The organism is Helicobacter canis (genome assembly GCF_900451095.1).
GTDB classification, from domain to species: Bacteria; Campylobacterota; Campylobacteria; order Campylobacterales; family Helicobacteraceae; genus Helicobacter_B; species Helicobacter_B zhangjianzhongii.
This window is the reverse complement of the sequence record NZ_UGHV01000001.1, coordinates 1,537,236-1,550,499: the sequence shown is the minus strand read 5'-3', so window position 1 is coordinate 1,550,499 and position 13,264 is coordinate 1,537,236. Positions and strand designations below refer to the sequence as shown.

Annotated in this window: 16 protein-coding genes and 2 tRNA genes; 7 read left to right on the top strand and 11 right to left on the bottom strand. The window is 44.7% G+C overall.

The genetic code is table 11. The features are described 5' to 3' along the window. Positions 1-32 precede the first annotated feature (32 nt). The 4 genes from DX060_RS07345 to tilS all read left to right on the top strand — a co-directional run bounded on the left by DX060_RS07345 (position 33) and on the right by tilS (position 1,789). Positions 33-398: a F0F1 ATP synthase subunit C gene (locus tag DX060_RS07345; RefSeq protein WP_115011843.1), complete on the top strand. Its 366-nt coding sequence runs from the start codon at positions 33-35 to the stop codon at positions 396-398. Positions 399-421: 23 nt separating this feature from the next. Beyond that, a tRNA-Leu gene (locus DX060_RS07340) sits at positions 422-506 on the top strand. A gap of 10 nt (positions 507-516) precedes the next feature. Next, positions 517-603, top strand: a tRNA-Leu gene (locus DX060_RS07335). Between the two features lie 49 nt (positions 604-652). Continuing rightward, positions 653-1,789 (top strand): tRNA lysidine(34) synthetase TilS, encoded by a 1,137-nt coding sequence (gene tilS / locus DX060_RS07330; protein ID WP_115011842.1) that lies wholly within the window; start codon positions 653-655, stop codon positions 1,787-1,789. Here tilS and DX060_RS07325 read toward each other — a convergent pair. Continuing rightward, positions 1,770-2,609: a 3'-5' exonuclease gene (locus tag DX060_RS07325; protein WP_115011841.1), complete on the bottom strand. Its 840-nt coding sequence runs from the start codon at positions 2,607-2,609 to the stop codon at positions 1,770-1,772. The two genes, tilS and DX060_RS07325, sit on opposite strands and share 20 nt — an antisense overlap. A 20-nt stretch (positions 2,610-2,629) precedes the next feature. Beyond that, a complete protein-coding gene (locus tag DX060_RS07320; RefSeq protein ID WP_115011840.1) occupies positions 2,630-3,244 on the bottom strand; it encodes a trimeric intracellular cation channel family protein in 615 nt (204 codons plus the stop codon). Between the two features lie 78 nt (positions 3,245-3,322). On the opposite strand from DX060_RS07320, the gene gltX reads away from it, so the two are divergent. After that, entirely contained in the window at positions 3,323-4,729 is a 1,407-nt protein-coding gene (gene gltX / locus DX060_RS07315; protein ID WP_115011839.1) for a glutamate--tRNA ligase, read from the top strand. A 108-nt stretch (positions 4,730-4,837) separates the two neighbouring features. Here gltX and prfA read toward each other — a convergent pair whose 3' ends face one another. Together prfA and rpsT are read right to left on the bottom strand one after the other, a co-directional pair. After that, a complete protein-coding gene (gene prfA, locus DX060_RS07310; RefSeq protein ID WP_115011838.1) occupies positions 4,838-5,902 on the bottom strand; it encodes a peptide chain release factor 1 in 1,065 nt (354 codons plus the stop codon). Positions 5,903-5,944: 42 nt separating this feature from the next. Next, positions 5,945-6,217, bottom strand: coding sequence for a 30S ribosomal protein S20 (gene rpsT, locus DX060_RS07305; protein ID WP_115011837.1), 273 nt, complete (start codon positions 6,215-6,217; stop codon positions 5,945-5,947). Positions 6,218-6,317: 100 nt separating this feature from the next. Between rpsT and glmM the strand changes: the two genes are divergently transcribed. Together glmM and lspA are read left to right on the top strand one after the other, a co-directional pair. After that, positions 6,318-7,715 carry a phosphoglucosamine mutase gene (glmM, locus tag DX060_RS07300; RefSeq protein WP_115011836.1) on the top strand — a complete coding sequence of 466 codons (1,398 nt, stop codon included), beginning with the start codon at positions 6,318-6,320 and terminating at the stop codon, positions 7,713-7,715. Between the two features lie 9 nt (positions 7,716-7,724). Then, the gene (gene lspA, locus DX060_RS07295) at positions 7,725-8,207 is read left to right on the top strand and encodes a signal peptidase II (RefSeq protein WP_115011835.1); all 483 of its coding nucleotides are present in this window, start codon (positions 7,725-7,727) and stop codon (positions 8,205-8,207) included. A 243-nt stretch (positions 8,208-8,450) separates the two neighbouring features. Here lspA and traF read toward each other — a convergent pair whose 3' ends face one another. The 7 genes from traF to acpS form a co-directional block, all read right to left on the bottom strand. Continuing rightward, entirely contained in the window at positions 8,451-10,076 is a 1,626-nt protein-coding gene (gene traF / locus DX060_RS07290; protein ID WP_115011834.1) for a conjugal transfer protein TraF, read from the bottom strand. A gap of 8 nt (positions 10,077-10,084) precedes the next feature. Then, on the bottom strand, positions 10,085-10,501 hold the full coding sequence (locus tag DX060_RS07285) for a universal stress protein (protein ID WP_115011833.1): 417 nt from the start codon (positions 10,499-10,501) through the stop codon (positions 10,085-10,087). Between the two features lie 73 nt (positions 10,502-10,574). After that, positions 10,575-11,003, bottom strand: coding sequence for a CiaD-like domain-containing protein (locus DX060_RS07280; RefSeq protein ID WP_115011832.1), 429 nt, complete (start codon positions 11,001-11,003; stop codon positions 10,575-10,577). A 32-nt stretch (positions 11,004-11,035) separates the two neighbouring features. Next, on the bottom strand, positions 11,036-11,281 hold the full coding sequence (locus DX060_RS07275; RefSeq protein WP_258552251.1) for an MDM20/NAA25 family protein: 246 nt from the start codon (positions 11,279-11,281) through the stop codon (positions 11,036-11,038). Further along, positions 11,281-12,366 carry a 3-isopropylmalate dehydrogenase gene (gene leuB, locus DX060_RS07270; RefSeq protein WP_115011831.1) on the bottom strand — a complete coding sequence of 362 codons (1,086 nt, stop codon included), beginning with the start codon at positions 12,364-12,366 and terminating at the stop codon, positions 11,281-11,283. Before leuB ends, DX060_RS07275 begins: the two co-directional genes overlap by 1 nt. A gap of 24 nt (positions 12,367-12,390) precedes the next feature. After that, a complete protein-coding gene (locus DX060_RS07265; protein WP_115011830.1) occupies positions 12,391-12,885 on the bottom strand; it encodes a 3-isopropylmalate dehydratase small subunit in 495 nt (164 codons plus the stop codon). A 12-nt stretch (positions 12,886-12,897) separates the two neighbouring features. Then, on the bottom strand, positions 12,898-13,260 hold the full coding sequence (gene acpS / locus DX060_RS07260) for a holo-ACP synthase (RefSeq protein WP_115011829.1): 363 nt from the start codon (positions 13,258-13,260) through the stop codon (positions 12,898-12,900). Positions 13,261-13,264: the final 4 nt, after the last annotated feature.

Sequence of the window (13,264 nt, the reverse complement as noted above, 5' to 3'; positions counted from 1 at the left end):
CGAAAGGTGGCAAAAATTTTTAAGGAGAAACAATGAAAGCTTTACTTGTTTTGTGTTTTGGTTTTGTAGCGTTTGCATTCGCTGGCGAGAGTGTGTTTAGCGGTAGTGATCTATCACTTTTGCTTGCTCTTTCTGTAGCTGGTGGTGTTATTGGTCTTGGTATTGCTGCACTTGGTGGAGCAATCGGTATGGGAAATGCAGCAGCAGCTACAATTTCTGGGACCGCGAGAAATCCGGGTATTGGCGGCAAGCTTCTTGGGACAATGTTTATCGCACTAGCACTTATTGAAGCGCAAGTTATCTATACGCTTGTTTTTGCGATCATTGCAATCTATGGGAATCCATTCCTACCAGAATCTAAAATGATCGTTGAAGCATTCAAAGCTCTTTTAGGCTAATTTCCCCTGCTTATGCAGGGTATGCGCTGGTGGTGGAATTGGTAGACACACCATCTTGAGGGGGTGGCGGGGCGACCCGTGCGAGTTCAAGTCTCGCTCAGCGCACCATTCACAAAATGCCGAAGTGGTGAAACTGGTAGACGCGCTAGACTCAAAATCTAGTAAGGGCGACCTTGTGTCGGTTCGAGTCCGACCTTCGGCACCATAGATGTTTTACACTTATTTCTACAATATAAATCTATCAAAGATTGCTTATGCAGGCTTTATGCAACCCCATCTTACACAATGGCAAATTTCTGCTTGGATTTTCTGGCGGAGCAGATTCTGTCGCACTATTTTTTTATCTACTTGAAAAGCATATTGATTTTGACATTGCTATTGTGGATTATGGCGTGCGCACACAAAGCAAAGAAGAGATCGCCTATGCCAAAGAGCTTGCCACACTACACGATAAACAATGCTTTCAAACTAAAGCCCCTATTTTTTCTAGTAATTTTGAAGCGCAAGCACGACAATTTCGCTACAAGTTTTTTAGCACGCTAATTGCTAGATACAGCTACTCTGGGCTTTTGCTAGCGCATAATTTCAACGATCGTATTGAATGGTTACTACTACGACTTGGCAAGGGCAGCGGTATCGCCGGGCTACTTGGCTTTGAAGAGATTGCTTGGTATTATCCACAAAGCACACAAGAAACCCCAAAATCCACGCCCTACCCCATTATCCGTCCATTACTTTGGTGCTATAAGCAAGATATTCTCAACTACTGCACAAGCAGGGGATTAAAGTTTTTTGTAGATAGCACAAACACCAACCCAGCCTATGAGCGCAACTTTATCCGCACACATTTTGCCACCGAGCTAATCCAGCGTTACGGCAAGGGATTGCAGCAAAGCTTAAAAATCCTTAGCAAAGAAAAAGATTCTCTCTATCAAGGTGGATTCTTCCTTACTAAGCATAGTTATTTTATCGGTATTTATGCTTTTGACACACACCAAGCAATCCACCACATCGCCAATGCATTAAAGACACAGGGCTATGTGCTCTCAAGCAAACAGCGAGAAGAAATTATACGCACACATTTTTCTTGTGAGATTTATACAGCAAGCAAGCAGCAAGCAAGCCAGAATCCGCCTTTTACACATACCAAAGCCCAGCAAAAAGCTAGATTCTGCATAGAGCATTTTCCTAGCACGAGCTATCCTTTTGCTATTCTTATCACCAAATACACCAGTATCACCCTACCCAAACAAGTCAAAGACCAATTCCGCAAACTACATATCCCTAAAAGATTGCGTCCAAGCTTGTATGCTTATAGCCTGCAAGAGTCCCTATCGCTAGCACAATGCAAGGAGCGCATTGCCAATGCCTTCATAAGCCCTGTAACTTAGTGATCTCACAAGCAATTTGCTCTTTAAATACTCTTGCATAAGGTGCATTAGAATCTAGCTTGCTAGCAAAATCTTCTAATATCACCCCATACTCTTCACTCTGCAATTCTCCCTTTAATATCGCATACTTCAAATACAGCCAATAAGTATTTAGCACATCGCTTTGGCAATAATGATTGATCACATCAAGGGCTTTTTGCTTATAAAATAGCTCATACACATCACCACCACTCACATCATATTTCCCCACAATCCCAAGCATTTTACACACGCCATCAAGCGTGAGCGCACGCGTAGAGCCGAAATTCCCCAGAGAATCCAGCAAATCCGTATGCCAATATTCACTATATCTCGCGCGATAATTTTCCCATTTGCTTTTTGTCCGCGCGTAATTTTGCGCCTCAAAGAATCTAAACGCGCTGCAGTTATAGCGCATAGCCCTAAGCAGCAGCACAGGCATATCAAATCCCCTGCCATTAAAGCTCACAAGCCTAGGCTCTTTGGTATTTAAAAATTGCAAAAACTCCTCTATCAAGCACTGCTCTAGCTTATCAATCCCTGCTTCATCATAGACTAGATTCTCGCTAGCACTCTTGCCAAAGCTCCCCACCTTAGCAAACTTCCCATAATCATCACACACCACACTTGAAATCGCAATCACCCTATGCCAATAAAGCGGTAAAAATGTGCTACCACTCTTTTCTAATTGTGCATTAAAGGCGTATGTGCAAATCTCCAAAGCACTCTTGCCATCCAAATTATATGCTTGTGCAATTTGTGCTACATCTGGGATTGTTTCTATGTCAAATACACAAATCATCTCTTGCTCCTTATATAGACCTACTCCTTTGCCCCATAGGAAAACACCGGCACAGAGAAGTTATACCAAATCGCTAGAATCCTAATGATAAACCCACTCACAACAGCCACAATACTCGCCACCTCCAAATCCCACTCAAGCAAACTTAGTCCATAATAAATAAGCGAAGTAAGGATCGCTACTCCTGCATAAAATTCCTTACGAAATACAAGCGGCACAATCCCACAAAATATATCGCGCAGCACACCGCCAAATACCGCAGTGATCACACCAGAGGTTACCACTAGCACGACTCCTAAGCCTTGCGCACGCGCGATCTCTGCACCAATGACTGCAAATGTAACAAGCCCCAAAGCATCAAGCACCAAAAACAGCTTCTCTAGCCGAGCAATCACGCTTGGGATTAGTGTCGTAAGCAATGCCGCAGCACAAACAATGATAATATATTCTGGATGGGCTACCCAAGTAAGCGGATAATGATTAAAGAGTATATCGCGGACCGACCCCCCGCCAATAGCAGCCGCTAGAGCGATAAACAGCACGCCAATTAGATCCATCTTATACCGCCCAGCGATCAATGCCCCACTCATACCCTCTGCGGTAATCCCTATGATATATAGCACAAGCAAAAACATCTACCACGCTCCTGTAAAACGCAAAATATAGCAAAAATTTGCTAAAATCCACGCCAAATATTGCACCTAGGAGATCTAATGGATAAGCGATTGGTTGTTACGCGTTTTGCCCCATCACCCACAGGCTATTTGCATATTGGAGGGTTGCGCACAGCGTTATTTAACTATCTCTATGCACGCAAGCACGGAGGCAAATTTCTCATACGCATTGAAGATACAGATCTTGCTAGAAACTCCAAAGATGCTGCACGAGCGATCCTAGAATCTTTTGCGTGGGTGGGGCTAGAATGTGATGATGAAATCATCTATCAAAGCGAGCGATTCCCACTCTATGCCAGCTATGCTAAAAAACTTGTAGAAGAAGGCAAGGCTTATTACTGCTATATGAGCAAAGAAGAGCTAGAAGAGTTGCGAGAATCCCAACGCGCACAGGGCATAACGCCGCGCTATGACAATCGCTACCGAGATTTTACCGGCACGCCGCCAAGCGATCGCACTCCTGTGATCCGCATAAAAGCCCCACTTGATGGTGAAATAGTCTTTGATGATGGGGTAAAAGGCAGAATCTGCGTGCAAGCAAAAGAGCTTGATGACTTCATCATTTTGCGCTCAGATGGCAGCCCGACTTATAACTTTGTCGTGGCAATCGATGATGCGCTAATGGGCGTAACAGATGTGATCCGAGGTGATGATCACACTAGCAACACACCAAAGCAGATTCTTATCTATCAAGCCCTAAACTTCTCTATTCCCAAGTTTTATCATATCCCTATGATTCTCAACCCCGATGGCAAAAAGCTTAGCAAGCGTGATGGGGCAATGGGCGTTATGGACTATAAGCTTATGGGCTATTTACCAGAAGCACTGCTGAATTTCCTTGTGCGACTTGGCTGGAGCTATGAGGATCAGGAGATATTTTCTCTCCAAGAAATGCGCGAGCTTTTTGATGCTAAAGACATCAATTCTTCTGCTAGCCGCTACAATCAAGAAAAATTCTTATGGCTTAATCAACACTACATTAAAGCCTGTGATGATACAAGGCTAGAAGCCCTATTGCAAGAATTTGGCGCGAAGCTTGATGAATATGAAAAGCCGATAAAATCACTACTTTTTAGCGCATTAAAAGACAGGAGCAAAACTCTCGTAGAGTTTGCCGCCCAGCTTAAAGATATCCAAACCCCGCCAAAATCCTATGATGAAAAAATGCTACAAAAAGTGGATTCTAGTGCGCTGAGAGTTTTGGCAAAAATCATTGATGAAGAAGAATTTGCCCAATGTTTTTGCGCTCTTAATCCCAGTAAGCTAGAATCCTATCTCCACAACTACGCAGAATCCAGCTCTGTAAAAATCGGCAAGCTTATGCCAGCCTTGCGCCTAGCCCTACTTGGCAAAGGTGGTGGTATAGGCGTATGCGAAGCTTTGCTAATCATAGGGCAAGACCAGAGCATACAGCGCATACAGGCACTACTAGCACATTTATCATAATAGCTTTTGGGGTCTTGCAGAAGAGAGCTATCTCAAAACTGCTTGGATTCTAGCAAGACCACAAAGATTACACACTTCTGCACTAGGGATTTAGGGGCTATTTTAGGGCTATTCTTGTGCGCTTAGGGCAAGCGATTGCGCGTGGGCTATCAAAAGATCAATGATAGAATCCAAATTACCAGAGAGCATTATTTCTTCTAGGCTATATAAAGTGGTGTTGATACGATGATCTGTCAGGCGATTTTGCGGGTAGTTGTAAGTGCGGATACGCTCACTTCTATCGCCACTGCCGACTTGATCTTTACGCGCTTGGGAGTTTTGCGCCATCTGCTCGGCAAGCTGGGCTTCATAGATTCTAGCTTTTAGAATCTTCATCGCTTTGTCTTTGTTTTTATGCTGGGACTTTTCATCTTGCATAGATACGCTAATGCCTGTGGGGATATGCGTGATACGCACCGCAGAATCCGTGGTATTGACACATTGTCCGCCGTGCCCGCCCGCGCGGAAGACTTCTATGCGTAAGTCATTTGGGTTAATGGTGATTTCTACATCATCGACTTCTGGCATAATCGCCACGGTGATAGCAGAAGTGTGGATTCTACCTTGAGATTCAGTTTGAGGGACACGCTGGACACGATGCGTGCCACCCTCAAATTTAAGCTTAGAAAACACGCTAGCCCCCTTCACAAGCGCGATGATCTCCTTGTATCCGCCTACATCATTTTCACTTGAGCTTATAATCTCCACCTTCCAGCCCTTTGTATCAGCATAGCGGCAATATGCGCGAAACAAATCCCCCACAAAAATCCCCGCCTCATCGCCCCCTGTGCCTGCTCGCAGCTCGAGATAAATATTTTTATCATCATTTGGGTCTTTGGGGATTAGCAGCACTCGCAAGTGCTCTTCTAGCTCTGTTTTAGTGGATTCTAGAGATTTTAGCTCTTCTTTAGCAAGCTCACTTAGCTCTTTGTCTTCTAAAAGTAGCTTGTTTTCTTGTATGGATTCTAGGGTAGAGAGATAGATTCTCGCTTGCTGCGTGATTTCTTGGATTTGGCTTTGCTCTTTGCTAAGGGTAGTTAGCTGCTTGACATCTGCTACTATCTCGGGGCGAGAGAGCAGATCGCTAATTTCATCATAACGCGCGATAATGGGACGCAGTGTATCACTAAGCATAAAATTTGTAACCCTTGAGAGAGCCTAGCAAAAGCTAGGAGATTAAGCAGATTGGGCGAGCTTTTTTACAGCAGCGTTTAGGCGGCTGACTTTGCGTGCGGCGGTGTTTTTCTTCACAATGCCTTTGCTGACAAATTTATGAAGTTCTTTATTGGCGATTTTAAAGGCTTCTTGTGCTTTAGGTAGGTCATTATTCGCCACGCTCTCACGCACAGCTTTAATGATATTTTTGATCCTTGTGCGGTAGTAGCGATTGCGCTCTGTGCGTCTCTCTGTCTGGCGGATTCGTTTCTCTGCGGACTTGTGGTTTGCCATTGGCTTAATCCTTTTGTAAAAAATTTTAGGGCATTATTCTGCCTAATTTTTATTTAAAAGCAGTTTAATCTCCACACATAGCGACCACAGGAGCAGTTCAATGAGCAAAAAGACTTTATCAACAAATAAGCCCCAGAATCTAGCCAAAATCTTTGGCACTGATGGTGTGCGCGGCAGGGCAGGAAGCTTCCTTACACCGGCATTTTGTATCGAGCTAGGCATCGCTGCTGGGCTGTATTTCCGCGATCTTGCCAAGCAAAAGCATATCCGCTCAAGCAATAAGATTCTACTTGGCAAAGACACGCGCCGCAGCGGCTATATGATAGAAAACGCCCTAGTAAGCGCACTTACTTCTGTGGGCTATGATGTCATACAAGTAGGTCCTATGCCCACCCCTGCCATAGCCTTCCTCACCGCAGATATGCGCTGTGATGCGGGGATTATGATTAGTGCGAGTCATAATCCGTTTGATGATAATGGGATAAAGTTTTTTGATCGTTTTGGCAATAAGCTTGATGAAAAAGCTGAAGCACAGATAGAAAAAATCTATCACAACAAGCAGCTGCTAGCCCAAAATCACAAGGTAGGACAGGAGATCGGCAGCTCCAAGCGTATAGATGATGTGGTAGGACGCTATATCGTGCATATTAAAAACTCTTTTCCCAAGGAGTTAAGCTTGCAGGGCTTGCGTATCGTGCTTGACTGCGCCAATGGAGCGGCTTATAAGGTCGCGCCTACGATTTTCCACGAGCTAGGGGCAGATGTGGTTATCATCAACAATACGCCAAATGGCTTTAATATCAACGAGCAATGCGGGGCTATGCACCCCCAAGATCTCGCAAATGAAGTGCTGAAATACCGCGCAGACATTGGCTTCGCGCTTGATGGCGATGCCGATAGGCTAGTGGTGGTCGATAATATGGGCAAGATCATCAATGGCGATATTTTGCTAGGTGCGCTTGGGGAGTATCTCCACAGCATTGGCGAGCTAGAATCTAACACAATCATCGCCACGCAGATGAGCAACCTTGCTTTAGAAGAATTTTTTGCCAAGCACAATATCACCCTGCAACGATGTGATGTGGGGGATAAATATGTCTTTGATGCGATGAAACAATATGGCAGTAATTTTGGTGGTGAGCAAAGTGGGCATATTATCTTTAGTGATTATTCCACCACGGGCGATGGGCTGATGAGTGCGATTGCTGTGATGGCACTAGTTTTGCGCAAGAAAACTTCAAGTCATCAAGCTCTAAATCCTTTCACGCTCTATCCGCAAAAGCTTATCAATCTAAAAGTGTTAGAAAAAACGCCCCTAGAATCCATCTCTGGCTTTAGCGAGCTATGCAAGCAAATAGAAAAGGCAGGTATGCGCACACTTATCCGCTACTCTGGCACGGAGCCTATCTTGCGTATTTTGGTGGAGGGCAAAAGTGCTGAAGCGATAGAATCTGCTAGCAAAGAGCTAGAGAGCTTTTTGCGCTCAAAGCTTGCGTAGGTGCGCGCGATGAAAACACGCATAGTGTGGTTTTTGGCTATTCTTATTAGCGTTATTGTGCTAGATCAGTGGCTTAAGATTCAAGTGCTAGAAGGATTCCGCTGGGAGAGTCGGGCAGTTTCTATCGTGCTTGTCTATAATGATGGCGTGGCGTTTTCGATGTTTGCGTTTTTGCAAGGGTGGCTTAAGTGGATACAAATCGCGCTGCTAGCGGGGCTAGGCTTGTATTTGACATTAGCAAATGGAGCGTTTAGACAGTATTGGCTAGGCTTTGGCTTTATCCTAGGAGGTGGGATAGGCAATGTGATTGATCGCTTTGTATATGGCAAGGTGGTGGATTATGTGTATTGGCATTATTGGTTTGAATTTGCGATATTTAACTTTGCTGATGTTTGCATTGATATTGGCGTAGGGATTTTGATCATATCTTGGCTATGGCACGAGCGCAACACACATAGAGCCAAACACAAAGCCGCACAAAATAGATTCTAGCACTGCACTCATTAAAACCTAGAATTTAGAGCTTTGCAAATTAGATTCTAAATCGCCACGCAAGCAAAGCTTGATCGAAGTGAGAGAAATTGGCTTGCTTTGTGGATTTGCACGGTGCTAGTGCTTGCCCTAGAATCCACTTTTATTCATCGTAAGCCTACGCGATAGTATTCGCGCGTGAAAATCTATAAGGCTTCCTTAAGTAATCCATACAAAATGTTCCAAGCCCCCTAGAATCCACTATCAAAATGAAATATTTCCACCCACACGCACATTAAGATAGCGAGGGAAGCGGTAGCCTTGAGCTTCTCCTAGCTCTGTGCCAGCCTGCACAGCCACATCTAAAAAGCCTAAGATATTTACCCCACCTGTGATGATAAGCCCATCATCTTGGCGCATATCTTTCATAAGCCCCACGCGCAAATCAAAAGCTTTAATATCAAACTTCACGCCGCCGCCTATCATTTGACTAAAGGGGCGATTGAAGCTATCACTTAACATTTCATTTTTCCATAAATCCACATCAAAAGCAAAGACAAAATTATTTTGATTATACGCTATTCCAGCGCGATATTGGGGCTTTATGGCAACTTCACCGGTGCTGTATTGGAAAGTGGGGGTATTGATATTTTTTGCCACAACGCCAAAGCTAAGATAGCGGAAATTAGGCAGATCAATCTCTAGCATAGTCCCTAGATCCACTGCGACTGCGGTCTTTGTCTCAAAGTTTTTCCCTGCTAAGAAGTTTTTCCCCTCTGTGGCAAAATCTGTTTTAGTTGAGAGAGCGATATTGCTCACTGTGTTACTAGCACTCATTAAACGCGCAGACACGCCTAGATTCCAATTGACATTACTAAAGTAAAAGGTATGCGCATAGCCTATGGGGATCTCTGTGATCCAAAATCCGCGCGTAAGGATAGAGTGTGCATTGCCCTGCTGCAAGGCGTATTCAAGAGAATGCTGCTCGTAATCATCTTTTGTTGTTTGTGTATAAGAAAAATTGCCACCTTTTGCATCAATTTTATAATAATCCTTGCCTGAAGCAATGATGAGTGCTGTGCGGTTTGGATCAATTTTTGCCGAAGTCGCACCATAAAATGATGAGAAAAGCCCCACGCCAAATGTCCCCAAAGTCCCGCGCAAAAATGCAGGGGCAAACTGCAGTGCCACGCCATTTTGGCTTGTGAAATTAAGCGCGTTTTCTTCTAGCGCACTCTTAAGATTAGCAAAATCTTTGATAGCCTGATCTAGCCCTAGATTCCCACCGAAATTTATCTCAATATTTGTGATATTGCCGCTAGAATCCACTTGCAAATTTCCAAAATCCACACTCCCAGCCAGAGAGTCTAAAAGATCTTTTTGCTCTTGCGAGAGTGCTTGTGAAGAGCCAGCTTCTTGCTTGATATTTTCAACAAGCTGCCCCCATTGGCTTGGGTCTGGATTTTGCGTTTGGAAGGCTTCAAGCTTTTGCTCTAGGGTCTGTCCTGTGCTGCCACCACCCAGCGTCTTATCAAGCGCAGAGTCTAAAACACTCTCAAAAGCACTTGTATTTCCTGTGCCACCACTCACAGCACCACCTATAAGAGAGGCAAACTTCTCTGCACTAGCAGCGAAATTTTCAAGGTTGATATTAGCGATTTTATCGAGATTTTTCTCTCGCACGCCAATCCCAAGAGAATACCCAAACCGCACGCTATTTTCTGCACTTAAAAGCGCGGGATTATAGTAGAGAGCAAAGGGAGAGTTTTTAAGCGCGACCCCTGCCCCACCCATACCGGCAGAGACATTGCCCATAACGCCAAACTCCAGCCCAAAGCTAGCCGAAGTAGCTACTGCTACAATCCCCAATATATGCACATAAGTGCGCATTATCACTCCTACTTAGCCACAAGCACCGGAATAGGAGAGGAGCTTACAAAGCTATTTTGATGTGAGCTAAAAATCCTATGAAGCAAGGAAGATTCGCTAGCACCGATGACAAGTAAGTCATAATCATCGGCGATTTCTAGCATCACATCGATAGGATTGCCCGTGCGCAAAATCTTTTTACACGCTATGCCTTCTGCCTTAAATGTTTGCTCAAATTCATCTAAAATTTCATTGCTTTTTTCGTTTTCGATATTCTCAATCATTCCATAATCCACAATCCCACTCTCCGCATATACAAGCACCTCTGGAGTTACATGTAAGAGCGTAAGCTCCACTTCCTGCCTATGTCCAAAAAGCCTGATGATTGTCTTTATCGCTGCGCGACACTCCTCTGTATCACTCACACCAAACAACAACTTCGCCATACATTCTCCTTTGATAAATTGTCCTATTGTAGCAATTCTTAGGTAAATCCTTTACAAAATTACCACACCTCTTCTACTTGCTTTTTTGCAAAATCTCATCAATCATACATAGTTGATATTGCAAAAATCGCACCACCAAATCAAGCTTATTTTGTGTATCTTGTAGCTCTGGCATTTTTAGCCCCTCAAAAAGCACGAGCAGCTTCTCCCTAAGATTTTCTAAAAGCAGCAAGCTCTCTTGACTTAGCCCGCACTCCCGCGCACTTGGCGCGATGATTTTACCCTCTTTTATCGGGCTAGATTCTATGCTAGTCTTTGGTAGAGTCATCTTGGGCTTTGGCGTATTGGCAAGATCTGGGCTAGGATCACTAGAATCCAGTTTTTGCTTTGCCATAGATTCTATGGGCTGGATTGATTCATCTTTAGATATATCATTTGGATCTCTTGCCACTTCATCAAGGGTTTGCAAGATAAGATCTTTTAGCTCTGTGTTATCTCCCATATTTGCTCCTATTCCTATCGCTTAAACTGCCACTAGCCCAAAAGCCATTGCTCAAGCTTTTGGTAATCACTTTGTGTTTTTGCATTGACAAATAATGCGAGCTTGTCTTGATTGACCCCGCTGAAATGGTGCTTTTTTGTCTTTAGGCGGATTAAGGCTAGCTTTGCTTCTTGATTATGCGGATCTTTTTTCAACAGCTCTTCATAAATCACTATCGCTTCTTCATTATAGCCCTGCATTTCATAAATACTAGCAAGCGTGCTTGTGTGTATCGCCATCACACTTCCTCCGACAAAACAGATCGCGCAACGGCTTGTGCGATGAGATCACCCATCTCCTGTGTGCTGCAAAGCTTCTTGCACCCAAAGCGCGCTATATCTTGCGTGCGCGCACCTGCCTTTAGCACCGATGAAACTGCCTTGCGCACAGCATTTGCAGCCTTTGTGTGATTAAGCGAGATCTCAAGCATCATAGCCATACTAAGGATAGCTGCAATTGGATTAGCAACACCCTGCCCTGCTATATCAGGCGCAGAGCCGTGAATGGGCTCATAAATAGCGTGGGACTCACCCACACTAGCACTTGGCAGCAAGCCGATAGACCCGGTGATCTGGCTTGCTTCATCACTCAAAATATCGCCAAAAAGATTGCCTGTAAGCATCACATCAAACTGCCTAGGATCGCGGATAAGCTGCATACTTGCATTATCGACATATTGATGACTTAGCGCAACTTGTGGATATTCTTTTGCCACGCGCTCTACCACCTCTCGCCAAAGCTCACTTACTTCAAGCACATTTGCCTTATCCACCGAGCAAAGCTTCTTAGAGCGTGATAACGCTAGGGCAAATGCCTTATGCGCGATCCGCTCAATCTCTTGCACACTATATGCCATAGTATTATATGCGCGATTCTTTTCCTTGCCCCTTGGCTCTCCAAAGTAAATCCCAGATATAAGCTCACGCACGATCAAAATATCCACACCTGTAATCACCTCTGGCTTCAATGCACTTGCTTCTACCAGCTCATCAAAAACCATAGCAGGACGCAGATTTGCAAAGACACCAAGCTCCTTGCGCAAGCGTAAAAGCCCAGATTCTGGGCGTTTGTCTTTAGGGAGATTCTCCCACTTTGCCCCACCTATAGCACCAAATAGCACCGCTTTTGCCTGCAACGCCCCTTGCAAGCTCTCTTTGGGCAGTGGATCGCCATAGTTATCATACGCACACCCACCCATCATATACTCACTACACTCACAAGCTATGTCAAATCGCTCACACACTACACGCAAGACCTTCAATGCTTCATCGACAACCTCTACGCCAATCCCATCACCTTTGATGACTGCTATGGATTCTGCCATTTTTGCTCCTTGCTCCACATTAGCCTATAACTGCTTCTTGGCATACTCGATAAGCCCGCCACTTTGCAATAGCTCTCGCATAAACGCCGGAATAGGCTTGAAGTGATAAATGTGGCTAGTTGTTTGATTGATAATCTCTCCTTTGACTACATCAACTGCCAGCCTATCCCCCTCGCTAATACCCCCCACTTCATCGCATTCTAAAATGAGCAATCCCATATTAAAGGCATTGCGATAGAAAATCCTAGCAAAGCTCGGAGCAATCACACAAGCAATCCCAGCTGCCTTTAACGCAAGTGGGGCGTGCTCCCTGCTACTCCCACAGCCAAAATTCTCATCTGCCACGATAATATCCCCACTTGCTACCATATCTGCAAATCCCGCACGCGCATCTTCCATAATATGGCGTGCCAAGATATTTTCATCGCTTGTATTAAGATAGCGCGCGGCGATAATCACATCTGTATCGATATTTGCCCCAAATCTCCACACCTTACCTTCAAATCTCTCTTGTGCCATACCACCCCTTTCCTAGCTATATTTAATCGCCACCACAGCGATCGCAAACCCACCATCGTGGCTCACACTAACCGCCAAAGATTCTACGCCAAATTCTGCGCATTTCCTAGAATCCAGTTTTAGAAGCGGGGCATTTGTAGGCGCGTAAGATAAGCACATATCGACAAATCTAAGCCTATCGCCAATCCCCACGCCAAGTGCTTTGGCACACGCCTCCTTAGCCGCCCAAAATCCCGCCACACTCCTAGGGGCATACGCCTTATGTGCTAAAATCTCTCGCTCACTCTCGCATAAAAATCTCGCCAAAAATTTCTCGCCATAACGCTCGATAGCACGCTCGACTCGAGAGATTTTGACAAGATCGATGCCTATCATAGAT